Source organism: Robertkochia sediminum (assembly GCF_016786255.1).
GTDB lineage: Bacteria > Bacteroidota > Bacteroidia > Flavobacteriales > Flavobacteriaceae > Robertkochia > Robertkochia sediminum.
The window spans coordinates 111,962-137,390 of sequence record NZ_JADMKT010000069.1 but is presented as its reverse complement, the minus strand read 5'-3'; the positions used below and the strand labels follow the sequence as shown (position 1 = coordinate 137,390).

The 25,429-nt window shown below is 44.5% G+C and carries 18 protein-coding genes; 13 read left to right on the top strand and 5 right to left on the bottom strand.

Annotated elements, in window-relative coordinates:
- Positions 1 to 70 precede the first annotated feature (70 nt).
- The 3 genes from IS446_RS05240 (at position 71) to IS446_RS05230 (ending at position 4,389) form a co-directional block, all read left to right on the top strand.
- The gene (locus IS446_RS05240) at positions 71 to 982 is read left to right on the top strand and encodes a FecR family protein (RefSeq protein ID WP_203058956.1); all 912 of its coding nucleotides are present in this window, start codon (positions 71 to 73) and stop codon (positions 980 to 982) included.
- Entirely contained in the window at positions 972 to 3,485 is a 2,514-nt protein-coding gene (locus tag IS446_RS05235) for a TonB-dependent receptor (RefSeq protein WP_203058955.1), read from the top strand. The genes IS446_RS05240 and IS446_RS05235 overlap by 11 nt, the downstream gene beginning before the upstream one ends.
- A gap of 184 nt (positions 3,486 to 3,669) precedes the next feature.
- Positions 3,670 to 4,389: a hypothetical protein gene (locus IS446_RS05230; protein WP_203058954.1), complete on the top strand. Its 720-nt coding sequence runs from the start codon at positions 3,670 to 3,672 to the stop codon at positions 4,387 to 4,389.
- A gap of 343 nt (positions 4,390 to 4,732) precedes the next feature.
- Here the strand turns inward: IS446_RS05230 and IS446_RS05225 are convergent, their stop codons facing one another.
- The 3 genes from IS446_RS05225 to IS446_RS05215 form a co-directional block, all read right to left on the bottom strand.
- Entirely contained in the window at positions 4,733 to 7,204 is a 2,472-nt protein-coding gene (locus IS446_RS05225; RefSeq protein WP_449619086.1) for a zinc-dependent metalloprotease, read from the bottom strand.
- Positions 7,205 to 7,486: 282 nt separating this feature from the next.
- The gene (locus IS446_RS05220; protein WP_203058985.1) at positions 7,487 to 9,133 is read right to left on the bottom strand and encodes a bifunctional metallophosphatase/5'-nucleotidase; all 1,647 of its coding nucleotides are present in this window, start codon (positions 9,131 to 9,133) and stop codon (positions 7,487 to 7,489) included.
- A gap of 42 nt (positions 9,134 to 9,175) precedes the next feature.
- Positions 9,176 to 9,592, bottom strand: coding sequence for a sulfur reduction protein DsrE (locus IS446_RS05215; RefSeq protein ID WP_203058952.1), 417 nt, complete (start codon positions 9,590 to 9,592; stop codon positions 9,176 to 9,178).
- A 313-nt stretch (positions 9,593 to 9,905) separates the two neighbouring features.
- Here IS446_RS05215 and IS446_RS05210 point away from each other — a divergent pair, with 313 nt between their 5' ends.
- On the top strand, positions 9,906 to 10,355 hold the full coding sequence (locus tag IS446_RS05210; protein ID WP_203058951.1) for a DUF2267 domain-containing protein: 450 nt from the start codon (positions 9,906 to 9,908) through the stop codon (positions 10,353 to 10,355).
- Here the strand turns inward: IS446_RS05210 and IS446_RS05205 are convergent.
- Positions 10,352 to 12,070: an adenosylcobalamin-dependent ribonucleoside-diphosphate reductase gene (locus IS446_RS05205; protein ID WP_317192170.1), complete on the bottom strand. Its 1,719-nt coding sequence runs from the start codon at positions 12,068 to 12,070 to the stop codon at positions 10,352 to 10,354. The two genes, IS446_RS05210 and IS446_RS05205, sit on opposite strands and share 4 nt — an antisense overlap.
- Before the next feature lie 51 nt (positions 12,071 to 12,121).
- Complete coding sequence (locus IS446_RS05200) at positions 12,122 to 12,616, bottom strand: hypothetical protein (protein WP_203058950.1); 495 nt, start codon at positions 12,614 to 12,616, stop codon at positions 12,122 to 12,124.
- A gap of 571 nt (positions 12,617 to 13,187) precedes the next feature.
- On the opposite strand from IS446_RS05200, the gene IS446_RS05195 reads away from it, so the two are divergent.
- The 9 genes from IS446_RS05195 to IS446_RS05155 all read left to right on the top strand — a co-directional run bounded on the left by IS446_RS05195 (position 13,188) and on the right by IS446_RS05155 (position 25,428).
- Complete coding sequence (locus IS446_RS05195; RefSeq protein ID WP_203058949.1) at positions 13,188 to 13,889, top strand: hypothetical protein; 702 nt, start codon at positions 13,188 to 13,190, stop codon at positions 13,887 to 13,889.
- Positions 13,890 to 13,895: 6 nt separating this feature from the next.
- Complete coding sequence (locus IS446_RS05190; RefSeq protein WP_203058948.1) at positions 13,896 to 16,661, top strand: TonB-dependent receptor; 2,766 nt, start codon at positions 13,896 to 13,898, stop codon at positions 16,659 to 16,661.
- A gap of 11 nt (positions 16,662 to 16,672) precedes the next feature.
- Positions 16,673 to 17,836: a DUF4249 domain-containing protein gene (locus tag IS446_RS05185; RefSeq protein WP_203058947.1), complete on the top strand. Its 1,164-nt coding sequence runs from the start codon at positions 16,673 to 16,675 to the stop codon at positions 17,834 to 17,836.
- Between the two features lie 11 nt (positions 17,837 to 17,847).
- Positions 17,848 to 19,596, top strand: coding sequence for a hypothetical protein (locus IS446_RS05180; protein WP_203058946.1), 1,749 nt, complete (start codon positions 17,848 to 17,850; stop codon positions 19,594 to 19,596).
- 512 nt (positions 19,597 to 20,108) lie between these two features.
- Positions 20,109 to 21,272: an OmpA family protein gene (locus IS446_RS05175; RefSeq protein ID WP_203058945.1), complete on the top strand. Its 1,164-nt coding sequence runs from the start codon at positions 20,109 to 20,111 to the stop codon at positions 21,270 to 21,272.
- A 246-nt stretch (positions 21,273 to 21,518) separates the two neighbouring features.
- On the top strand, positions 21,519 to 22,601 hold the full coding sequence (locus IS446_RS15500) for an OmpA family protein (protein WP_203058944.1): 1,083 nt from the start codon (positions 21,519 to 21,521) through the stop codon (positions 22,599 to 22,601).
- A gap of 483 nt (positions 22,602 to 23,084) precedes the next feature.
- Positions 23,085 to 23,693, top strand: coding sequence for a uridine kinase (gene udk, locus IS446_RS05165; RefSeq protein WP_203058983.1), 609 nt, complete (start codon positions 23,085 to 23,087; stop codon positions 23,691 to 23,693).
- The gene (locus tag IS446_RS05160) at positions 23,694 to 24,029 is read left to right on the top strand and encodes an FtsB family cell division protein (RefSeq protein WP_203058943.1); all 336 of its coding nucleotides are present in this window, start codon (positions 23,694 to 23,696) and stop codon (positions 24,027 to 24,029) included. It abuts the gene before it with no gap.
- Positions 24,022 to 25,428, top strand: coding sequence for a methylmalonyl-CoA mutase subunit beta (locus IS446_RS05155; protein WP_203058942.1), 1,407 nt, complete (start codon positions 24,022 to 24,024; stop codon positions 25,426 to 25,428). The genes IS446_RS05160 and IS446_RS05155 overlap by 8 nt, the downstream gene beginning before the upstream one ends.
- Position 25,429: the final 1 nt, after the last annotated feature.

The following is a 25,429-nucleotide window of genomic DNA, read 5'->3' as shown; positions in this document are numbered from 1 at the left end:
TCATAAAATAATTTAAAGACCAGGGGTAAATATCCCTCCGTTAGTTGTTTCTTAATAAAAGGCAACCCTAATGAACAGAGAAGAACTCATATTAAAATGGCTCGACAACGACCTGTCTCCTGAAGAACTCAGAGAGCTGCAGTCCATGGAGGGCTATGAGTCATATCTCAGGATCATGGAGCATGCTGCTCACTTTAAAAATGATCAAAAGGTTGATAAGGAGAAAGGCTTTAAGGACCTGGAAAACCGTATTACGCGTAAACCCAAGTTAATTTCCCTGAAAAGCCGACTCAAAGCTGTGGCCAGTGTGGCAGCGGTTATCGCTGTGCTATTTACAGGCTACCTCTTTTTTAATGAACAACAGTCTACACAGGTCAGCACAAGGCTGGCAGAGCACCGGGAACTAACCCTTCCGGATGCTTCAGAAGTATATCTTAACGCCGATTCTGAGATCGCCTACGACGAGAACGAATGGGGACAAAACCGTTCGCTCACCCTGAAAGGAGAGGCCTTTTTCAAAGTGGAAAAAGGATCTGCCTTCAAGGTTCGAACCAACCATGGTTGGGTTCAGGTCTTAGGAACACAGTTCAATGTGTTTAACCGGGATGGTATTTTTAAGGTAAACTGTTTTGAAGGATCGGTGAAGGTGGGTGTCGCTCACAAAGAAGTGATCTTGAAACCGGGCGAAGGACTGCAAGTGATCAACGGAAAGATCACTGCCAGAAGCAGTAAGACCGGAGAGCCACTATGGCTTCAGGGTAAATCTTCTTTTGAAAGCATGCCACTCTCTGCTGTGCTTAACGAGATCGAACGACAATACGGAGTCCAGATTTCCCTTGAAATGGAACCGGAAAACAATGAGTTTACAGGTGTATTCTCACATGACAACCTTAATGAAGCGCTCAGAGCGGTTTGTCAGCCCTTCCGGTTACAATTTGTCATTAATGGTAATCAAGTAAAGGTCTCACCTGTTGAACAATAACAGTTATAAGAGTTTTTCCATAAGCCTGCTTTTTATCCTGTGTTTTGCGATCAACGCTAAAGCACAGGATAAGCTTGTTTTAAAGGAGGTGCTTGAGAACCTTGAATCCGGCTATGACCATACGTTTTCCTATGCCGATGAGGTCATTGCCCCCTACCGTGTATTTCCTCCAGAACAGACGTCTACCTTCGAACAGGCCCTGGCCGCCATTACCGTGCAAACAGGCCTGCAATTTGAGATCCTGCAAGACCGTATCGTAACCATTTCACAAGCTCCCGAAGTAAACAGGTGGAGGTGTGGCCGATTGCTCCTCGAAGATGGCACTCCCCTTGAAGGTGCACTGGTGAGGTCACCACGAGAACATACGGTAACCGATCACAACGGCTATTTCCGGTTCCTGACACTAGAAGACCGCGACACCCTTTCTATTACCCACCTGGGTTACAGAACGATCAAGCTGGCGGAAAGCAACCTCACTAGCGAAGGGTGTGCCCCGGTGATCATAAGCAGCAAGGTCGAATTACTAAGTGAGATCACCCTCTACAATTTCCTTACCAAGGGTATTGATATCCTCGCTGACGGGAGCATACGTATCAACGCTGAAAATTTCGGCATCCTGCCGGGCCTTACCCAGGCCGATCCGCTGCAGGCGGTGCAAACCCTTCCGGGAATAAACAGTAATGACGAAACGGTAACCAATATTAACATTCGCGGAGGAAGTCACGATCAGAACTACATCTCCTGGAACGGTATACGCATGTATCAATCCGGGCATTTCTTCAGCTATATTTCTGCCTTTAATCCCGATCTGGTAGATGAAACCACGCTTATAAGGAATGGCACCTCCGCCCGGTATGGCGGTGGGGTTTCCGGTAGCATCCTTATGCTTTCCGATAATAAGATCGACAGTACCCTGAGCGGCAGTGCAGGTCTCAACCTCGTGAACGCTATGGCAACCCTTACGGTTCCTTTAGGAAAAAAAGCGGCGTTAAGCGTAGCAGGAAGGCGATCGCTCAACGAACTATTTCGCTCCCAGGCCTATCAGAACTATTTTAATCAGGCCTTTCAGAATACCGAGGTGATCACTAATAGTGAGAATGTTATTGCGGCAAGCGATGAATTCCGCTTTTACGACGTGGGTGGGGTACTCAACTACCAACCTTCACGACAGGCCCGGATCAAAGCGGGATTCCTGTTGATGAAGAATAATTTTTCTTTCCTGGAAAATGCCTTCGTTAACAATGTAGAGCAATCCCGTTTGAGCAGTAGCGAACAGGAGAATCAGAGTGCTTTTATTCAATATCAGAAATGGTGGAAAAAAGGGCGATCCCTTCAGCTCCATTCTTATTGGCTTAACTATCGTATCGAAGGACGCAATGCCGATATCCTTAGGGATCAGCTACTCATACAGCAAAACGATATCGAGGAAGCAGGCTTCAAGGTCACCACAGGGATCCGCATAAACAGTGCTGTTCACCTCTTGTCGGGATATGAGGTACTGCATACCAGGGTGATCAATCTCGATGCCCTGCAATCTATACGAACCCTGAACAGGGAGGAACGCGAATTAACCCGGCACGCACTTTTCACCGAAGTCAAATGGAATCCATGGCAAGGAGGAGAACTCCGCTCGGGAATCCGTTTCAGTTATTTCGCCCAGGCAGATGCCTTTACTGCAGAACCAAGGGTAAATCTCGTTCACAACCTGGGAGAGAAAAGCACCCTTAACCTTGCCGCAGAATTAAAAACCCAGAGCATTACCCAGGAAGTAGACCTGCAAACCGACTTTTTGGGAGTTGAGAACAGGCGCTGGTTTCTTGCCGACAACGAGCTCAGACCGGTAGTTATGAACATGCAGGTTTCCTTAGGCTATATGTACAAGAACGACCATTGGAGCTTTCATACGGAAGGCTACCTGAAAAAAGTGGAAAGCATCAATGCACGTAGCCAGGAGTTCACGAACAATTTTGAACGTATCTACGCTTTGGGAGATTACACCTCTGAGGGTATTGATGTTACGGTGAATTACGGGGCGCGGGCTTTTAACGGCTGGTTGAATTATTCCCTATCGAATACCCAATACAACTTTCCGGGACTTTATCCGGAGCTATTCCCCAGTAATTTCAGGATACGTCATGCGCTGACCTCCGGGGTAAGTTATAAATTCAAGGGCTTTAATATTGCCCTGGGTTATAATTCTCGTACCGGCTTACCCACTACCCTGCCCGTTAAAGGGAATGAGGTGGTAAATAACGAGATCAATTACGAGGCACCTAACAGCAGCGAGTTACCTTATTATTCCAGGCTGGACGGCTCCCTTACTTACGACCTGAGACTCCCACCGCGAATGAACCTGCGGCTGGGGGCAGCGGTTTGGAATATATTTAATGAAGAAAATGAGATCAACAGGTATTACCGTTTTACCGATATTAACTACCCTCAAAGGGCCTCTGAATTCTCATTAGAAAGAACCATTAATATTTTCCTCAAACTTGATTTTTAACTGTTTATGTAAAAAAAATATAACTTTAATAGTACAACAACATGACCGATCATTTAAATAAAGAAAAAAAATTCCTTCGAATGGGTAAAAATGCAACTACCGGTTGTTATCTATTTAAAGGGCCATATGTTGTAATTACAGCATAGAACAAACTAAGAACTCACAAATAAAACGACATTGCAAAATGAAAGCATTTAAATCCCTGAAAATATCCTACTTATGTATCGCCTTACTGGCTGCAGGATCCATCGCCGGCTGCTCTAAAGATACGCTCGACGATATTGGTTCCGGAACTTCCACCCTTGAAATAAGCGCTTCCCTGGTTCCACCAACACAGAGTAAATCTCGGGAGACGGTTGCTAAGTTCGCAGGAAACCTCAACTTTAATGCCGGCCATCTTTGGGTAAGCGAGATCGAATTTGACGGTACTTTGGTTCGCGGAACTTCCATTGAACGCCAGGTAGAACGCTTTTCGAAATTTGACTTTAATACAGGAATGGTTGCACCTCCAATGAATGACATTGTTATTCCTTCCGGAGACTATTCTTATGTGAATATAGAAGTGGAATTAAGAGATGAAGATGCCCAACCTGCTATTATGCTTGTGGGCACCTATGTACGCACCGACGGGACCTCATCGCCCATCAGATTTGAATTCAATTCGGGAGAGACATTCGAAGCAGAGACCGAACAAACCATGACTATGGAAGAAGGAACCACCGTGTTCGGTTCTATTGTTCTTGATCCCTATGTATGGTTTAGCAATGTGCCCGTTGCCATGTTGGATAATGCAAAAACCAACGGTCAGGGCATTATCCTGATCAACGAAGAAAACAATGAAGAGATCTATGATCTGGTAGAGGATGGATTAGATGAAAGTACTGAATCAGAGTTTTCGAATTAACTATCGGACCGTATCGTTCAATTTTTAAGTTGTGAATTCTAAATAAAAGTATACATCAATACCGAAGGGTAATACTTAAACTCCTTTAGTACCTAAACATTCAGATAATAAGGATCTACCATTTGGTTCTCCTAACCCAAAAAGCCCGGTTATTTATGCCGGGCTTTTTTATGCCGCTTGCCTTTGTTCTCATCCTTCGAAAAATTACACTGCTCAGCCTTCGTTCCTCTGCTCTCTGTTTTTAATGGAACTCATGTCCCGGGCACAATTGAAACCTCAACAACCGGTCATAAAAAAACCCGGTTGAATAGCAACCGGGTCTTTGTTTAGCTTTTATCGCACTTTAGCTTTTAGGCTCTAAGGTCTCATCGATACGATCTCTGAGGTCTCTCAGGTGATATTTACTCATAAGATCACCGGTACGGTTAATAGCGCTGCTCACCTGCGAACGCAGGGTATTGAGCTCTGCTCTTGCTATGGATCTGATATCCGACTGGCTGGCATCGATAGCACTTGCCGTTCTGCGGCTTTGCTGTTGCTCCTCATGCATGAGGTAACCCAAGCGCTCCACATAAGCGCGCTGCAAGTTACGACGATACGTATCTATAGTGCGGCCTCTGCGTAATTCGCTGAAGATTCCGTCTCTAAGCTCGCTCATCATTTCCTTGATGGTATACGCCTCATTTCCGTAAATAGCTTCATTCTCGATGATCCTGGCCATACGTCCAAAGTCAAGCACATTGTTCAGAGTACGGGTTTGCAACTTACGAATACGCTCTACGCTACCGTCGTGCTCGATCCTACTAAGGATATCGGCATCAAGCATCCATTCTGGCGTAGCGAAAAGTTGTCTTTGGAGGAAGTCCATGGCCTTTTTCTGATGCGCTTTAGGTACGTGGGTGTATACGGCACCTTCCTGGTCGTAGGTTTTATAGTTTTCATAAACCCCGCCTATATTATTACTCACATGTCCCATATACCTGTTGAACTGGGAAAGTACCTGACCGTACATTTGCTCCAGCTTCTCATAGTTCTCTCCTTTCTCGTAGGTCCACTTGATCAGGTTCGGCACAATGCGCTTGAGGTTTTCGATTCCGTAATCACTTGCTTTTACAGCATCGTCTCCCAGGTCTTCGGTCTGTGAACTCGGATCTACCACGGTCCACTGCTGACGCCCAAAACGATATAATGGGTCTCCGGCATGGGCCATGATCCATTGGTCTAGGGTCTCCTTTTCTTCTATAGCTGTTTTTCCTGGAATCGGTCGGTAACCCCACTCGATGGCGTACTTATCATACACTCCGATCTCCGGCATTAGTGCCACCCCTTCGTCTCCGGGCTGTGCTACGTAATTAAAACGCGCATAATCCATGATCGATGGTGCTGTACCATACTTTTTGGTAAAGGTTGCCGAACGCAGGGAATCTACAGGATAAGCAACGCTACTCCCCATATTGTGCGGCAATCCGAGGGTGTGTCCTACCTCATGGGAAGACACAAAACGAATAAGACGCCCCATCACCTCATCGTCGAATTCGACCTTCTGCGCATCTGGATTAATGGCTGAAGTCTGCACAAAGAACCAGTTCTTAAGCAGGGTCATTACATTGTGGTACCAGTTGATATCTGACTCCAGGATCTCACCACTACGGGGGTCACTAACGTGAGGTCCATTGGCATTAGGAATTGGAGAGGCCAGGTAACGCACAACAGAATAACGCACGTCTTCCGGCGACCAATCAGGATCTTCTTCCTTAGAAGGCGGGTCTTTTGCCAGGATCGCATTCTTAAATCCTGCCGCTTCAAAAGCCACCTGCCAGTCTTCAATACCTTGCTTGATGTATTTTCTCCATTTTTCAGGAGTGGCACGGTCTATATAATACACAATAGGTTTCTTAGGCTCTACAAGCTCTCCCCTGTTGAATTTATCAAGGTCTTCATCTTTAACCTCCAGTCTCCAACGGTCCAGGTAACGCACGGTCTTACTTTCCTGTACATCGAGTCCGTAGTCTACCTGTCCGCGCGCGAACCAACCTACTCTTTGATCAAAGTACCTTCTTTGCATAGGCTCCTTTGGCAGCAGCACCATAGAGTTGTTCATCTCTACGGTGATCGAACCAAGGCTTTGGTTGGAAGGCGGATTCTTAGCCTTGTATGTTTTTACGTGACGGGCTTCAATATTGAGCGGGAAACTCTTTAAGCTTTCTATGTAAGAACGATCTCCATCGGTAGTACTTACTTTGTAGCGATCTCTGTAAGATCCTGGTAGTCCGAGCGCCTTTACATCTTTTTCGAACAAGTCGTTCACCTGAACCACTACAGAAGTAGAGTCTTTTCCAAGCGCCTCGATGTCAAAGCTGTGTAGTATAGGTTCCAGGTTCGAGTTGACCACCGCCTCATGAATAGGCAGGGAATCGGCAGCGTAGATCTGGTGAGAAACCACCCTGAGCAGTACCTTGGTGGGCTTCTTTTCCCAGCGCAATACCTGGGTATTGGCCTTTCCTCCACCGAATCCGATATTGGTGGCCGTTTTAGCGATGCGGGTTACCATGAGCATCTCTCTGCCAAATAGGCTGTCGGGGATCTCGTAATACATCTTTTCTCCTTCGGTGTACACGGTAAAAAGTCCTTCGTCCTTTTCGGCTGCCGAAGTAATTACTTTACCAAAAGGTTTGATGCCGTTCTTTTTCTCTTTCTTAGCGGGTGCCGGCTCTTGTTTCTTGCTTTTCCCGGAGAATAGCGGTTCTCCCGAAGAACAAGAAGATCCAAGAAAGCAGGCTGCCATGAGAAGGCCTAAGCCTAATCTTGATCTCATCATGATAGTTAGTTAGTTTAATTTTCCCTCAAATTACCTGATTATTTCACGAAAGCATTGTTAAATACTTCTTAATCCTGAGGATTTCACTTATAATAATTGATGATCCTTCAGCAAATTGATCAGGCAACTCACCTAACCTTATCCACATCCTGGGTTCCAGGCATAAAAAAACTCCGGATATCTTACGACATCCGGAGCCAAGTGGCCCTTGGTTCTCAAGTCCCTAAGGCGGGGGAAACCTCAAAAGTCTGAGCGCTCTTTTCTCATTTGGTTTCCAGTTTATTGGAATACATATTCGGTTCCCGGAACTGTAGAGAATGAATATTTTCCAAGGGAAGGATCATAGGCCCTTCCTTCAAGTACCGGCGATACCGGAGAATGTATCTTCAGGTATTCTTCAACGACATCGTGGATGGTATAATCCATTACCTCTACATCTTTCACATTGGGCATTCGGCAGAGGTTATCCAGTGGATCACCCGGACGAACACAGGCAGAGATACTGTAATACGCATCTGCTGTCAATGGTTCACCATTCACAATGATCTCCTGTATACGCTCTCCTTTAGGCTTACTACTATCAAAGACCACCTTCATCCCTGAAAAGCGCACCAGCCACCCCCCAAAGCGTTCTGTAGCTTCCTGGGCAAAGGCATTGTGCATTTCCTGTTCCAGCCAGTCAACGATCTGCTTTCCGCTGGCTTTTCCTGTCTTGATCTTCTCATTCACCGGCAGTAGGTTCCAGAGATTGGCACGCGTAATAGGTGCAGGCTTCCCCTCCTGAGGCACTATGGGATTCCCAAACCGGAAACCATTAGAAATTGAGATATCGACCCCGGTTTTCCAGCGCGCGGCATCGGTGATCATATTGTCCATCGGATTCTCTACGGTGAGGTACCGAAACAGCGGGGTACTGGTGTACCCGATCACGGTTTCCATCTCCTCCCTGTATGGAGCCTTCGCCTTATCCACCATAGCCTGTAATTCAGGGTCGGCGGGGAATTGCTCAGGATCTACATCGATAAGCTCATAGTGGTCGTTCACCAGTTTGCCATCGACAAAATCAAGTGTCAATTTCCCTACAAAAGAACCGAAAGCCCCGGGCTCAGTAACCTTGGCGTATTTTCCCTGAAACAAATCGCGAATGCGCTCATGGGTATCGTTTCCTAAAATATAATCTACATTCTTGGCTACCGGGTTACTGGCCAGTGCCAATTGTTTGAATACGCCTATATGGGTCACCAAAAAGAGTACATCGACCCCTTCCTTTTCTTTAAGCTTATTAAGGGTTGCTTCCAGTTCACCATCGATTCCTGAGAATCCGATTCCCTTACTAAAGATCGGGTTTTGACGAACAGGCACGGCCGGATCGTTAAGACCGACAAACCCGATCTTTACACCCTCGATCTCCTTGATCCAGTAAGGCGGAAATAAAGGCTCTTTATTATCGTCGTGATACATGTTCTGTACGATCACCTCGGTATCGTATCCTTTAAGGATCTCGAGCATATTCTTTTTCCCGTAAACTACTTCCCAGTTTCCCGGTACGATGAGATCGTAATTCATATTTTTAATGAGTTCGGTCATGACCTTTCCTTCAGACAAGGCCGCATAGCCACTGCCCTGGATCAGGTCGCCCCCATCGACCACGATGGTACGGCCGGGATTGGCCTTACGCTCCATATCAAAGAGGGTTTTTATGTTGGCCAAACCTCCCCTTTCCTTGAACATGATAGTGCTGTCTTCCCAAAAAAGTTCGGGATGCGGATCCAGCTGTCCGTGAATGTCGGCCGTTTGCAGGATGGTAATACTAAGGGTATCCTGAACTGCTTCTAATTTTGCCATTCTTCCATCCTTTTCCTGCTTACAGGACGTAAACGAAAAGACCATGACCAAAAGAAGAACAGGCGTCAGGAATGTTTTCATAATTAATTTCATAGGTGTTGATTTTCGTAAAGTGGTATGAGGTTATAATCCGAGACTTATAAAACCTTTTTTCTGTAGCTGAAAGTTATAGAGGATCCCATTCTCGACGATCTCCATTTCTTTTGGCACCGCAGCCCGGTCTACCTTGAACTTGTTCAGGGAAAATCCGCATGCAATGAGTTTAACTCCCAATTGGTTTGCCCTTGCTATAAATTTATTGATTTTCTCCGGATCAGTGATCTCCCCGATCCCTTGTCCGCAGATCACCACATGAAACTCACCATATTGGGCTTCGTCTTCTTCCTGAAGTTTTTCTGCCGTGATCAGAATAGGTTGTAACTGGGGAACTTTCTTGGTCAGGACCACGTAGTTGTATGTGGCATCGTTCTGTGCATTAACAGTTGCTGCAGACAGCAATAATAAGATCGCCGTCAAAGCGGTGTATAACGTTGTTTTCATAAGGCATTTTTTTTGGTTGTGATATTTTGAAGCATTCAGAGCATTAGATGCTATCAGGGGTATTGATGGTATCTCACCCTTGAGACTGATATATTTTACCGGTATCAAATACCCACTTGCGATCCTGCAATACAAAAATCAGCTTCTAATCTATCATTTTAATTGCACTATCCGTGTAACAAAAGTTACACACCTATATTAAAACCACTGAAAGTCATACTTTTACCTCTAAAAAAAGCTCCGGATTGACGGGTATCATTTTATGATCGGGGGTTTCTGTCTACATTCTTCAAACACGTTAAATTCTATGATCATGTCACTAAATTTCAACAATTACGCTACAGAAGGCAACACCTTTTTAAAGGCGTATGCCAGAGATCTCAACATGCCAGACGACAGGGATAAGGCCGGACGCATACTAAGCAGTATACTCCATGCCTTGCGGGAGGTCATTCCCATTGAAGAGTCTTTTCAGTTCATAGCACAGTTTCCGATGTTCCTTAAAGCGGTATATGTAAACGGATGGTCTCCAGGTAAGCAGAGAGACAAGGTAAAGACGCTTACCGATTTTATCGATCTTGCCCGAAGTATGGACGGCCAGACCTCTGTAAATGACTTCGGATCTGATGAACAAGCAGAAAACTACATCCTCACCACCTTTATCGCCCTTCGCAGGTATATCTCTTTGGGTGAAATGGAAGACATACGTTCATCGCTTCCCAAGGAGTTGAAGCATATGGTGTATCACGACATTATGTTCTAACAAGTGGCCGGGTAGATCCCGCAACTTTTATGGAGTACTTGTGTTGACTTGCTGTGGTCACGGTATACGGTGATCCCTTTGAGTTGGTCTTCCCAGGCCTTTTTATAGATCTCACCGATAACGCGTTCAGGCGTGTTCTCCGGCAGGTTAATGGTCTTTGAGACCGCATTATCGGTGTATTGCTGAAAGGCCTGTTGATGCGCAAGATGCATTTCCCAGGGGATCTCAAGGCTGGTCTTAAATAGCGCTCTTATATGGTCGGTTATCCAGTGAGCTTCAGACAGACTTCCCCGTTCTGTAACCAAACGTTGGGTGCGATCGTCCCATAAGCCGTATGCCTCCAGTTTTTCCCGCACCAAGGGAATGTACACCGACTGAATTTTGCCTTCGAGAATACCCATCCGCCTGAACGAAAGGGCATATAAAGGCTCAATAGCATAAGAAGTGTCGGCGATCACTCCAATAGTACCGGTAGGAGCAATACTATTGCAGGTGGCATTTCTCATTGGCCGGTCGGGGTAGAACCTGCTTTCTTCCCACGATGGGAACACACCCCGCTCTGATGCAAGTGTTGTGGAGGCCGCATAACTCTCTTCCTGAATAAACTTCATTAACCGCCCTGCCAGGGCTACAGCCTGTTGAGAAGCATAAGGGACGTCAAGTTCCAAAAGCATTTCTGCCCATCCCATCACGCCAAGTCCTATCTTCCTGTTGCGAAGTGTCGCTTTTTTAACCTCTGGCAAAGGGTACTGATTAACCGTGATCACGTTATCTAAAAAGCGTATGGCATGGTGAACGGTTTGACGGAGCTTCTTCCAATCAACATTGGAGTCTTGAGCTCCCTGCAATACCATTTTTGAAAGGTTAACCGATCCCAGGTTACAACTTTCATAGTTTTCCAGGGGCACCTCTCCACACGGATTCGTACTGGAAATAGGGTGATCTTCTTCAAAGGGACCCTTGCGATTGATCGTATCCAGAAATACGAGTCCCGGATCACCACAAGCCCATGCCGCATGAACGATCATTTCCCAGAGCATTTGAGCAGGTAACCTCTTAGTAACCTTACCTGTATTCGGGTCACGAAGTTCCCATAGTCCCCCAGCGTTTACTGCCTTCATAAAGGCATCTGTAATTGCCACAGACAGGTTAAAATTAGTAAATCGGTCCCCATCGAGCTTGGCATTAATAAATACCTCAATATCGGGGTGATCGATATTGAGAATCCCCATATTGGCCCCGCGTCGCTTACCTCCCTGCTTTACATGACGGGTGGCCTCGTCGTAGATACTCATAAAGGCCAATGGCCCTGATGACGTACCCCGGGAGGCGCTGATCATACTTCCTTTTGGCCTGATCGCTGAAAAATTATAACCGGTACCTCCTCCGCTTTGATGAATAAGCGAGGCCTGCCCAAGGGTCCTGAAAATGCTTTCCAGGCTATCGTTCACAGGAAGCACAAAGCACGCACTTAATTGTCCGCCGGGCAATCCGGCATTCATAAGGGTCGGACTATTAGGCAGGAACAACAGGCTGCGCATCATGTCGTAAAAGAGCTGTTCCCAATGTGCTGCATTTGACAATTCGGCCTGTGCAACGGCATGGGCTACCCTCCGAAAAAGTCCATCGGCATCCTCGATGATCCTTCCGCTCTGATCCCGCAGGAGATAGCGCTCAGTAAGGATCTGCGCTGCATTTTTGGTGATGTTTTCCACAACCTACTCCTCTTTATTAATATCGTTCGCTATTGGCCTTTATGGTATCGATCACGAAACAAATCCGATCTTATCTCTGGGAGTGGGTGCTTCCCATCTGATCATTTCCTTTAAAAATTCATCCACCTTTTCGATGACCAGCTTTTCGGTGATCTGATCCGGCCTGTAGGTACCAAGGTCCAGGCTACCGCTATCGGCAGCTACCGGATCTGCAAAAGGGAAGAGTACGATCACCGAAATATCGCCGTTATGCAACTGCGAAAACACCAGGGCTCCGCCTTTGATGAGCTCTCCGTCTCCCGATTCAACAGCCAGGTCCTGCAGGGTTTCCGGGAGCGATTTAAAGGTGATATTCACCGCTTCGTTATACCACATCCAATTAAACTGCTGCACGGCCCACCCGATGGGGAACCTGGAATGTATCTCCTCCAGGGTACGCAGAATACTCGGCCGGGATTTGGTTTGCCATTCTTTCTTCTTTAGGAGTACCTTTTCCAAAGAGATGGTGTAGTCTTTTACCCGTTCTTCCAAATGATCGATGGTCATAACTCCGGATTTAAATTATTGGTTTAGCATAGGTGCTCTACCATGCCGGCTTTGACAGTTCTATCTGAGAAAGCACCTTTTGAATATAACACAAAACACCGCCCAACAAACTGATTTTCATCACTATAAGCGCAATTATTTATCAAGATCTTCATTTTTAAATTTAGTGGGGAGTAGAGAGTGGAGAATGGAGAGTGGAGAATGGAGAGTAGAGAGTGGGGAGTAAAAAACTGCGAACTGAAGACTTAGAACTCAAGTGGGATGCAGGGATGCGTTAGATCTATCATTCATAATTTATACCTCGAAGCTTACGGCATACAGCGTACAGCCTCCCTCCTTTAGCTTATCACCCTTCGTAGCTTTAGCGAAGAAGGGCTTTACTTCTTTACCCGCCTGGCTGCCTACCCAGGGAGCTAATCGTTCATCTTTATAAGAAAAGTTTGTATCATATTGTTTTACAATACGTAAGAAAGCGCATAACTTTACAGACAAATTGCAGAAAAAGAAACTTATGCGGAAACTTATTGCAGGGTATCCATCCCGGCAGGATTCACTTAATACGAAAATTAGCATGGCATCCTTATGGTGCGTGTTGTTTTGTTGCTGGTCATTTAATATTTACGCACAGGAAGACCAGAATCTCTCCAGGGCCTACGCCGCTTTCGACTATCAGATCGGAGAGCAGAACATGGAACTTTACAACGGCCCCTTGCTCATTGAGAAATTCGAGAATAGGACCAATACACATCCTTATTTTTTGATAGACGGTTTTAGCAAGGGAAAGGTCGTATTCAAAGGACAACCCTATTTCGATCAAAATATAAAGTACAATACTTTCAGTGATCAGCTTGTTATCACCCCAAAATACAATGCATCGGCTTTAGTGGTTAAGCTCGTAAAAGAACACGTGAGTGAATTCCACATCCAAGATCACCATTTTATTCGTCTGCCAAATACATCGTCCAACGGGGTCGACCCGGGATACCTGGAACTGATCGCGAAGGGTAAGGAACGGATGCTACTCAAAAAACACGGTAAAAAGAAAAATGATATTCGCGGAGAAGAATTGGTGATCACAGAATATACCGAAACAACCGATTACTTTATTTACCACAACAAGGAGCTATATAAAGCAAATTCTAAAAGGCAATGGAAAGACCTATTTCCTGAACAAACAAAAACCGTAAATAAGGTTTATAAAGACCTACGGAAGGCCTATGGTAAGGACCAGGACACTTTTTATAACCTGCTTTTTCTTGAATTAACTAAATAGCCCATCATGAAAGGATCTTTGATCATTATATGTTCCCTGTTCTGTTTTCATCTATCTATAGCTCAATTCAAGAGCGACAAGATCTCCATAGCATTCAATGGGGTCACCCTTGCTCAGGCATTTTCTCAACTGGATGAAGTAACGGGATACACCACCTACTTCTATCCCCAATGGTTTTCGAACGATTTAATCAACAAGTCATACCGGGAAAAGGATCTTGAATTTATACTTGAGGACCTGCTGAAGGATAACTCCATAAACTACTTTATCTATGAACCGGGACGAATTATCCTCACCAAGAATAATAGTATTTACGATGAACTACCGGAAGGATTCTTTGGCAAGGAAGAGAAAGCACCATTAGCAGCCAACCCTGCAAATAACGCCTCCCCTATATTCTACCAGTCATCACCGAACCTTACAACTGTAAAAACAGAAACGATAAGGATCGGCAAGGAAGACAAGGCAAATGATAAGAAGAGCTACATTTTAAAAGGCCGTATCACCGATGCCGTCTCAGGTAATGCTATTCCCGACATGTCGATTCTAACATCAAATAACATAGTTTTAGGTGTCACCAATGAAACCGGCACCTATTCGATCTCTCTAAGCGCAGGACGCAACCTATTAAACTTCAGAGGACTTGGTTATGAGTCTGATAAAAAAGAGGTCATTATTTTTAACGATGGTTACCTCAACCTGAGTTTTAATGAAAGTGTAGAGCAACTGGAAGAAGTGGTGGTTGAAGGAGATATCTACAGTAATATTGAAGAGGTATCGGGAGGAAGTGAGGAGGTAGGCAGCGAAGAAAGCAAAACCATTCCCTTGGTTCTGGGAGAACGGGATGTGATGAAGGTAGCAACGGCGCTTCCCGGAATATCGACAGCAGGAGAAGGTGCTACCGGATTTAATGTGCGGGGTGGTCGTGCAGATCAAAATCTCATCCTGCTGGATGGAGCTACGATCTACAATCCGCAACATTTTTTCGGGATATTTTCTGCTATCAATCCGTTCTCCATTGGTAAACTTGATGTTTATAAAGGAAACATCCCTCCTAAATACGGGGGCAGACTTTCTTCGGTATTTGATATGCAGATCAGGGAAAGAGATCATGCTAAATTAAGGGGTGAAGCTTCCGTAGGGCCTGTAACAGGGAATGTGGTATTAGACATCCCTGTAGTCAAGGAAAAATCTTCGGTCATGATCGGAGGACGAGGGGCATATGCCAATTGGATACTCAGACAATTAGACGATGAAGAGCTCCAAAATAGTAGCGCTTCTTTCTATGACGGGGTGATTAATTACGCTCACGACATTGACGAGAACAATGAGCTAACTGCCACTGCATATTACAGCAATGACGATTTCAGTATAGCCTCTGACTCCCTTTTTATTTACAACAACCGTTTACTTGCCTTACGCTGGCAACATCGATTTAACGACAAGCATGTTGGTGAGCTACAGGTCACCAATAGCAATTACGGTTTTAATATCGAATACGAAAGAGGAGCTAATAATGACTTTGACCTCGGATTTAACATGAATGAATCTACCGCCAAGTTCAATTTCAACTACCTTAACAACAGCGGTTGGAGCTTGAATTACGGCCTGGAGGGGAAATGGTATGTTTCAGAACCCGGAAGTATTAAGCCTTTAAATGCCGAATCTGCTGTTCAAACTACTTCTTTACAGCAGGAAAAGGCCTTGGAAGGGGCCGGATACGCTTCGGTTAATTATGACCTGACAAAAAAATTGTCGGTGGATGCAGGCTTAAGGTTCTCTGTTTTTTCAGCACTGGGAGAACGTACTCAATTTCAATACCTTGAAGGGAATCCGCGAAACAGAGCCAACATCACTGACACCCTCAATTACGGTAAAAATGAACCCATAAAGACCTACGGAGGTCCTGAGGTCAGGGCAGGGATAAGATATTTGATCACTCCCAGCTTTTCTGTAAAGGCAGGATACAACAACGCTATCCAATACATCCATATGCTCACCAACAACACCACGGTATCTCCTATTGATACCTGGAAACTGTCTGACCTGAACATAGAACCCCAACGCGGACAGCAATTTTCTTTTGGATTATTCAAGAATATCGACGCCGATGCCTATGAGATCAGCCTCGAGGGATTTTACAAGACCAGTACAAATGTATTGGACTTTAAAACCGGTGCAGACCTCTTGTTGAACGAGAATGTTGAATCCGAAGTACTCCAGGGAGATGGCAGGTCGTATGGTGTAGAATTCCTGATACGTAAAAATAAGGGAAGGCTCAACGGTTGGCTGGGCTACACCTATTCCAGGTCATTACTAAGGCTGGATAGTGAGTTTGAAGAAGAACGGGTAAATGATGGGGAATACTTCCCCTCCAATTTTGACAAGCCCCACGATCTTAGCATGGTTGCCAATTATAAATTTACAAGGCGTTTCAGCTTTTCTGCAAATTTTATTTATCAAACAGGAAGGCCGGTAACTGTACCCGTTGGTAATATATCATTTAACGGTGCTCAATACGCCGTATACAGTGACCGAAACAGTTTTCGTATTCCTGATTTTTACAGGCTGGATCTCGCTTTTAATATAGAGGGGAATCATAAGCTTAAAAAGGCCGCTCACAGCTTTTGGTCGCTTTCCATATATAATGCCCTGGGCAGGAATAACCCGTATTCGGTTTTCTATGTTACCGATTCGGGTGAGGTGGAGGCCTACAAAAGCTCCATTTTTGCCATCCCTGTTCCGTCGATCACTTACAACATTAAATTTTAAGACTCCGTAACATGCCTAATTATACTTTAAAAGAATTGATCTTACTTCTCATAGCGCTGGTTATGGTCAATTCTTGCACAGAACCCTTCGAGATAGAAACTACGGAATTCGAGAATATTCTGGTGATCGATGCGAGCATCACCGATGAATTTAAACAGCATGAGATCTACCTTTCCAGAAGCTTCTCTTCGGGAGAAGAAACTTCACAGGTATCAGGAGCCCGGGTTACGGTAAGATCAGACAGTGGCGATAATTATGAATTTACAGAGCGAAAACCAGGTTTATACGTCTCCGCGATACCGTTTTCTCCATCCCGGGGAATTATGTATACACTAACTGTAACCGATGAGAACGGAGCCTCATATTCGTCTTCTCCCGTTACATTAACCAATACCTCAGAAATTGAAGAGATCAAAGCAAATAGATTCACCGACCTCTCCGGTACCGATGGCGTACAGATAACTGTTGATGGTTTTTCAGACGCTAATACCGGATACTTGAGGTATGACTACGAAGAAACCTACCGCATCGATTCATGGTTCAATCCACAAGACTCTCTGGTGGTCACCTCCCAAACCCCTCCGGTACTGGAAGTGGTCAAAAAGGAATCTTCACAAAAGACCTGTTACATTACAGAACGATCAAATACTATTTTACTGGCCGAGACCAGTTCGCTCTCGGAGAACAAGGTTGTTGATCTACCGGTTAATTTCATTGAAAGAAGAGCTCGAAAAGTTGCCATTAGGTATAGTATTCTCGTAAGACAATACGCAATTAGCAGCACATCTTATGAGTTTTACGAAACGCTTAAAAAATTCTCAAGTAGCGACAACCTGTTCTCACAAATACAACCCGGACTTATTGCCGGTAATATTCAAAATGACACCGACCCGAATATTAAAGTCATCGGACTTTTTGAAACTGTTTCTGTATCAGAAAAAAGGATCTTTTTTGGTTTTAAGGACATTTTTGGCAACGACATATCCTACTTAGGAAGTTGCGAAAGAGAAGGGTTTCTATTAAATGATCCGGTACTTTTTGACAGGATCAATAGCGGCAGATACCTTTTTGTTGCAGAAGACCCACCCGGAGTTATCAATATAGCCCCTGAACAATGTATTGATTGTACTTTGCTAGGCAGTACTAAAATACCCGAATTCTGGATCGAAGAATAACTTTAAACACTATGAGTAAACACTTTTTTACCACACAGCTATTCTTATGGATAACCTTTATGGTTTCATCCCAGACCTCAGATAGTACTTCTCCCGACACACTCATCGAACACATGGGTACAGAAGGAGTTTATGTACATTACACCCATAATGTGATGCTCACCGGGGAATATGTGCATTACAAATTATACACGCTTGCAAAGGAAGAGAAAAGCCTCTCTTCAAAAAGTAAGATGGCGTATATTGAACTTCTGGATCAATACGGTAACAGAAAGATCATCCAAAAGGTAAAACTTCAAAACGGCACAGGTAAGGGAGACTTCTTTTTGCCTACCTCGCTTGAATCAGGATACTATACGCTTACCGCCTACACCCGCTATATGCTGAATTGGCCATCAGACAGATTTTTCCGGGACCGGGTGGTGATCATTAATCCGTATACCAATAACCAGGAGATATTCCTAAGCGATCAACTGGATAGCCAGGATGCTAACATCCCAAATAACAGTACATTACAAACTATCAAAAGCTCAGAAGATCCTTTTATAGCAGTTACCAATAAGGATCACTATAAGGTCAGGGAGATGGTTAATTTGAAGATCATCTCCGACCCCTATTTCTTGGGCAACTACTCTATTTCTGTACGAAAAGCATCAGAATCTCTAGTCTACAAAGAAAATTTAACACCAGAAGAGTTTAATGAAGACTACAGGAAAATGCGGATCGAAGAGATCGATCAATTAAAGTTCCTTCCTGAACTTCGTGGAGAGTTGATCTCCGGAAAACTAGCTACAAAGCAAGAAACAGGAGCATTTGAGAAACAGCGTATTTTCTTCTCGATCCCGGGAGATCAATATGAAATAGCTATAGCTGAAACTGATGAGAAGGGTGAATTTCAATTTTCTCTGAATGCAAACAACCTGAGTTCTGAAGTCTATTTTCAGGTGGCCAATGCTTCACCACAAGAAGCAGAGATCATTCTTAATCCTTTGCCTTCACCTTCCTTTACAGAAGAGCAGGGTAATTCCTTTTCCCTGAAACCCGAAATGAAGCAGGCCATAGAAGAGCGAAGCATTCACAATCAGATAGAAAATGCATATTTTGAATTCAAACCAGATACCGTATTGGTTTCAGAGACATACATCCCCTTTTACGGTTCATCATCCAAAGATTATAACCTCGATGAATACACCAGGTTTAATTCCTTTAAAGAAACCCTTGTAGAGATCGTTGACGACGCCTGGGTCGATACCGATAAGGATGACAGACAAGCCATATTTATCAGGGATTTTGGCAATACGAATACGAAGATCGGTTACAAACCCTTGGTGATTGTCGACGGACTGGTCGTTAAGGACCACGAGGACCTTATCGCATTTGCTATGAAAAATGTGAAGACCATACGCTTAGTCAGGGAACAGGTCAACATCGGAGGGCAGGTTTTTCAAGGTATTTTCGATGTGATCACTTTCAATAACGAATTCCTTGAAATGTATAAAGAACAAAAATATCTCTCTGCCAAAATCAAAAGGCCTCAACCTGCCAAGCAGTACTTTAGACAACAGCATACAGATACAGACACTAAAATTCCTGACTTCCGCCATCAATTACTTTGGAAACCGGATGTCCAACTAAAAGAGAACGAAACCGAATTTAACTTTTTCACTTCTGATATTCCCGGGATATACGAGGTGAGTATCGAGGGCTTCACTACTGACTTAAAACCCGTGAAATTCAAAACAACCTTCGTGGTTGAATGATTAAAATCTTCCATTAACACCTGGCAATACAAAGTGTGTTGCGATAGGTTGAATGAGTGGAGAGTCATCCATCGCTAAAGCTTTCTCCTTAATTATGTAGTCTCGGAGAACAAGGCGGTGGATAAAATAGGGAGCAGTGCGTAAAGACTGAAAACTGAATTCTTGTAAGGTACGGGATATGGGCATACGGGGGTTCAGGGATGCAGGAATGAGTAAAATCTAAAATTCACGTTCAGCACCCCAGTGCTTAAGGCGTAAAGCGTACAGCCTCTTTCCCCCTTTCCCCTTTTCACCCTTCGTAGCTTTAGCGAAGAAGGGCTTTACCCCTTTATCCCTTTACCCCTTTACCTTCTCCCCCCTTTCCATAATTTTTTCATTTTCTATTGGGAATAAATCAACGAAATATTACTTTTAGAGTCGGAAATACCTTATAATAAAAAGGTTACTTCTGGTTCATAGAAAATTCTTTCCCCCTGAATGTTTTTTAAGAACTACTTAAAATCTTATTTACTATGAAAAAATTCCTTCATGTACTGTGGTGTTCATTGTTCATTCTTTTGGCAACCGGACAGCTTCACGCCCAATACTCAGAAAACGGATGGTTATTAGGGGGCGGATTCAACTTTATAGACGACTCCGGTACCGGAGGTAGTGAAGCCTTTAATTTTTCAGACAATTGGAGTAGCGTAGCCTTTCCATCGCGTTTTTCATTGGGCTACCTGCTAGACAACGGAATGATCTTTCAGGGGTTTGCCAGTTACAACAGGTACAGTGAAGATGTTATGGTGAATGGATTCGCGCAGCAAACCGACTGGAATTACTACGCCCTTGACGGATTGGTTGGATACGGATTTAAAAACCTCATAGATCCCAGAGGTTGGTTTGATCCCTATGTGCAAACCGGGATGGGATTAAAGCGGCTGGCCGGGAACAATGAGCTTACCTTTAACCTGGGTGGCGGATTCAATTTCTGGATCAACGAGCGTTTTGCCGTGAATTTAAGTACACTGGGAAAATGGGGACTTGACGAGGGCAATGACAACCATATACAACATGGTTTAGGTGTAGTCTTTAAGCCCGATTTCAAAAAGCTATTCGCAGGTAATGGTGGTGATCTGAAAGATGGTGCAAAAGGTATCGTTAAAAAGGAGGAGACGCCGCAAGATGATCTTCTTGCCTCTACAGAACCCGTTGCTGTAGCCCCTGATCCCTCGGTAAAAGAGATCGAACAACGGGTAAAAGACAGCATCGCAGCGGTTATGGCGAAACAGCGAAGCCTGGATCAAAAGGCCGAGATCATTACCCAGCGCCTTAAGAAAGATCTCGCCGGTATCAGTAGAGTGTCCTTTTCCACCAACTCTTCTTATTTGGAAGAAAACGACTATGAGCAACTCGACCAGCTCATTGCCTTTATGAACTATTATCCGTCGGCAGTGATCGAAATTCGCGGTAATGTCGATGCCAGGGGAACCGAAGAATACAATGCATGGCTGTCGGTTCGACGGGCAGGACGTATAAAAACATATCTCACCCGAAGCGGAATTCACCCTGATCGCATTCAGGCGGTAGGATCGATCAAGAACAAAACCGAAAGTCCGTGCCAGGACGATCAACCATGTTCTGACGAAGAATTGGCAAAAAGCAGACAGGTAGAATACGTTTTACTGGACTATTAACCCTTAAACAAGGACATTTTAAAGCCTTTCAGCGCTTTTTACGGCTATCCATATTTTCCAAAAATATCGACAAAATACACTTATTCCCGCTGAAAAACACATAGAGATGAGTATTCCACTCACCTCTTACATTTCATGTAAATTTTTCACTTCAAAAAAGTGAATAATCTTACGTATTGTATATATTTATCGACTTAAAGCACCCCTTTTTTAACAATTAATAGCGATAATAACTACTTATTACAGATGAAAAACAACTACTTACTTCTTTTCTGTTTGACCTTTCTTTTTGCATTGCAGTCAAACGCTCAGGACACCCGTAACGGATGGATCTTTGGTGCCGGTTACAATATCGTAGACGATTCAGGAACCAGAGGAAATGAACCATTTAATATTGGAGACAACTGGAACTCTAATTTCTACCCGAACCGCTTTATGGCAGGTTATGAGACAGTAAGCGGATTCACATTCCAGGGAATCTTTTCATTAAATACATATAAAGAAGGAAATATTATAGACGGAACTGAGATCACCGAAGATCAGAACTATTATGCTGCTGACGGTCTGATCACCTACGGCTTGAACAAGTTCTTCGCACAAAGAGGGTGGTTCGATCCATATTTAGCACTTGGGGGTGGAATTAGCTCGATCAATAAAAACGAGATGTTCACTTTTAATGCAGGAGGTGGAGTAAACTTCTGGGTAGGAGAGAACTTTGCGATCAACCTAAACACCCTTGGAAAATGGGGTCTGGGAGACGATTCAGGTCTTAACCACATTCAGCACAGTTTAGGAGTGGTATTCCGTCCGAACATTTTTAAGAAGAAAGCAAAACCAGCTCCAATGCCAGAGCCTGCACCGGAACCTGTTAAGGAAGAAGTTGCTCCTGTAGCTCCTCCGGCGCCTGTAGTTGAAGAGCCTGCTGTTCCTCAAAAAACAGAAGCCGAGATCCTTAGAGAGAAAATGGCTCAGGAACTTGCAGACATTCCAAGAGTATACTACGCTTTTGATTCATCGTATATGACAGAACAGGACAAGCAAACCGTTGATAACCTGGTTGGATTCATGGAGAAATATCCTAATGCCATCCTCGAAGTACAGGCCCATGCCGACAGCAGAGGAACAGAGCAGTACAACTTATGGTTGTCTGAGCGCAGAGCTAAGCGTATCGTTGACTATGCAATAAGCAAAGGAATTGACGCCAACAGACTTCGTCCAATCGGATTCGGGGAGAATAAGCTCGTGAACAGATGTACAGAAGGTACGCCTTGTACTGCAGAGCAACACCGTGAGAACAGACGTACAGAGTACGTTCTTGTTTGGGAATAATCCAAAATATTACATAACACCAATAAAAAGCCCTTTGATGCAGATCGAAGGGCTTTTTTTTATGGAGATACCGGAAAGGAAACTCCATTTGGAGTAGCAATAGTAGATACCGTAGGGAAGCCTAAATCCTATCCCGCTCCTACCTACCTACCTACCTACCTACCTACCTACCTACCTACCTACCTACCTACCTACCTACCTACCTACCTACCTACCTACCTACCTACCTACCTACCCCTTCAGCAGATCGCCGCGCTCACAATGTTCGCTCGCGAAGACAGTAGGTCAGTAAAACGGTGATACAGTTATGGGGTTACGGGTTAAGAGAAATCAAATACTAATTTCAATTTCCGCCAATTTCTCAGAACTTCTCACCTTGCGTCTTTTCTCTTTAATCTTTACTCATAACCCTTCACCCTTTAAAAAACATTTCCCTTAAAAACTTCGATCCAAATGGCTATTTTTGTAAATAAATCACTGATCATGCTTATTATCGGAATTGCAGGAGGAACAGGTTGCGGTAAAACCACAGTAGTTAACCAGATCATCAATGAACTGCCCCCTAACGAAGTAGGCATCATCTCCCAGGACTCGTATTACAACGACCTGTCGCATATGACCATGGACGAGCGTAGGAAGGTGAATTTTGATCACCCAGCCGCCATCGACTTTGAATTGCTTTGCAAGCACCTGATCGACCTGAAGGCCGGAAAGACGATCGATCAACCGGTTTACTCTTTTAAAGAGCACAACCGCACCGGAGAGACCGAGCCTACCACCCCCAGAAAGGTGATGATCGTAGAAGGGATCCTCATCCTCACCCACCCTGAGGTAAGGGATCTTTTTGACATTAAGATCTATGTGCATGCCGATTCTGATGAGCGCCTCATAAGACGTATCAAGAGGGATGTTGACGAAAGAGGTCGCGATATCGAAGAAGTGCTTACCCGTTACCAAACCACACTTAAGCCCATGCATCAGCAATTTATTGAGCCTACCAAAGAGTATGCAGACATCATTATACCTAACAACAAATACAATACAGTAGCGATCAATATCGTTAAAACCATTATCAATGAACGCCTGATCTAAATGAACTGGAAAGCCCTGAACAATAACAAATGGTTCCGCATAGGAAGCAATATCTACCTGCTGGTTTCTGTAGTATTCATCGTATGGATGTTGTTCTTCGACACCAATTCATGGTGGTTTACCCATCGTGAACTCAATGGCGAGATCGAAAAGCTCGAACTGCAAAAAGAACACCTCGAAAAAGAGATCGCCAGAGATAAAAGATCCCTGAATGCCCTCAAAGACCCTAAGGAACTCGAAAAATACGCGAGGGAGGCCTATTATTACAAAAAAGAGAACGAAGAGATCTTCATTATCGAATATGAAGACAGCTTAAATACCAACCAAAATGACTAAACCCTTATTTGAAGATTTCGAAGGGGTAAGCGTCAAACAGTGGAAGCAAAAGATACAGTTTGACCTCAAAGGACAGGATTACAACCAAACCCTGCTCACCAACACCCCGGAACACATTACCATAAAACCCTTCTACCACGCTGAAGACCTGGAAAAGACCGAGGGAACACTCACCACTAACACCCCCGATCACTGGAACATCTGCGAACGCATTTATGTGAGCCAGGTAGAAAAGGCTCTTTTAAAAGCTAATTACGTAATCGATAGAGGAGCAGAAAGCATCCATTTTGTACTCCATAACAAAAAGATCGATATGGCGGCACTATTAGAGGGCCTCAAGGAAAGTAAGATCCCCGTTTACCTGGAATTACATTTTTTAGATGTAGATTTTACAACCTCCTTACTCCAGGCAGCTTCTGAGGCAAAAAGGGAAATTTACCTGCTACTGGATCCCATAGGTGATCTTAACGCTACGGGGAACTGGCATTACAACACCAAAAAAGACACCCAGCTCACCGCTGAGATCCTCAAACTGCTCAACAGTGACCACCCGGGTACCCCTTATATCAAGAACCACCTGAGTATAAATCTCGGGCGCTACCTCAACTCGGGAGCGTCTGCAGTGCAGCAACTGGCTTACGCCATGGCACACGCCAACGAATACCTCCACCTTATGGAGACCAACAACATGAAGACCGGTACCTTTCGTCCGCTGTTCTATGCTGCTATTGGTCATCATTACTTTTTTGAGATCGCCAAGTTCAGGGCGCTTCGCATTCTATGGAGTACCCTTGCCGCGGCCTATGACAATACACAGGAAGCACATATTCTGGCCACTCCGGGCAAACGCAATAAAACCCTTTACGACTACAACGTCAACATGCTGCGTACCACGACAGAATACATGAGCGCAGTACTTGGTGGTGCCAACACCATATGCGCCACCCCTTATGACGCCCTCTACCATAAAGACAATGAGTTTGGCTCCCGTATTGCAAGGAATCAGTTACTCATATTAAAAGAAGAAAGCTATTTTGACGCTGTTTCCAATCCTGCTGATGGCAGCTATTACATCGAATCGGTAACCGGGGAAATGGCCGAAAAAGCACTGGATATCTTTAAACAGATCGAAGCGGGAGGCGGATACCTGCAACAACTCATGGATCATACCATCCAAAAGAAAATTCGTGAAACCGCCAGGGAAGAACAGGAAGCTTTCAATAAAAAGGAAAGGGTACTGGTAGGCACCAATAAGTTCGTGAACCCGGAAGACCGTATGAAAGACAACCTAGAACTGGATCCGTTCCTTAAAAGGGAAGAAAAAAAGACCCTGATCGAACCCATCATCGAAAAACGCCTCTCCGAGATATTGGAGCAAAACCGCTTAAAAGAAGAATAAG

Excerpts from the sequence above, each read along its gene's own strand:
- IS446_RS05240 (WP_203058956.1), top strand. The coding sequence starts at position 71 with ATGAACAGAGAAGAACTCATATTAAAATGGCTCGACAACGACCTGTCT.
- IS446_RS05230 (WP_203058954.1), top strand. The coding sequence starts at position 3,670 with ATGAAAGCATTTAAATCCCTGAAAATATCCTACTTATGTATCGCCTTA.
- IS446_RS05225 (WP_449619086.1), bottom strand. The coding sequence starts at position 7,204 with ATGAGATCAAGATTAGGCTTAGGCCTTCTCATGGCAGCCTGCTTTCTT.
- IS446_RS05220 (WP_203058985.1), bottom strand. The coding sequence starts at position 9,133 with ATGAAAACATTCCTGACGCCTGTTCTTCTTTTGGTCATGGTCTTTTCG.
- IS446_RS05215 (WP_203058952.1), bottom strand. The coding sequence starts at position 9,592 with ATGAAAACAACGTTATACACCGCTTTGACGGCGATCTTATTATTGCTG.
- IS446_RS05210 (WP_203058951.1), top strand. The coding sequence starts at position 9,906 with ATGTCACTAAATTTCAACAATTACGCTACAGAAGGCAACACCTTTTTA.
- IS446_RS05200 (WP_203058950.1), bottom strand. The coding sequence starts at position 12,616 with ATGACCATCGATCATTTGGAAGAACGGGTAAAAGACTACACCATCTCT.
- IS446_RS05195 (WP_203058949.1), top strand. The coding sequence starts at position 13,188 with ATGGCATCCTTATGGTGCGTGTTGTTTTGTTGCTGGTCATTTAATATT.
- IS446_RS05190 (WP_203058948.1), top strand. The coding sequence starts at position 13,896 with ATGAAAGGATCTTTGATCATTATATGTTCCCTGTTCTGTTTTCATCTA.
- IS446_RS05185 (WP_203058947.1), top strand. The coding sequence starts at position 16,673 with ATGCCTAATTATACTTTAAAAGAATTGATCTTACTTCTCATAGCGCTG.
- IS446_RS05180 (WP_203058946.1), top strand. The coding sequence starts at position 17,848 with ATGAGTAAACACTTTTTTACCACACAGCTATTCTTATGGATAACCTTT.
- IS446_RS05175 (WP_203058945.1), top strand. The coding sequence starts at position 20,109 with ATGAAAAAATTCCTTCATGTACTGTGGTGTTCATTGTTCATTCTTTTG.
- IS446_RS15500 (WP_203058944.1), top strand. The coding sequence starts at position 21,519 with ATGAAAAACAACTACTTACTTCTTTTCTGTTTGACCTTTCTTTTTGCA.
- udk (WP_203058983.1), top strand. The coding sequence starts at position 23,085 with ATGCTTATTATCGGAATTGCAGGAGGAACAGGTTGCGGTAAAACCACA.
- IS446_RS05160 (WP_203058943.1), top strand. The coding sequence starts at position 23,694 with ATGAACTGGAAAGCCCTGAACAATAACAAATGGTTCCGCATAGGAAGC.
- IS446_RS05155 (WP_203058942.1), top strand. The coding sequence starts at position 24,022 with ATGACTAAACCCTTATTTGAAGATTTCGAAGGGGTAAGCGTCAAACAG.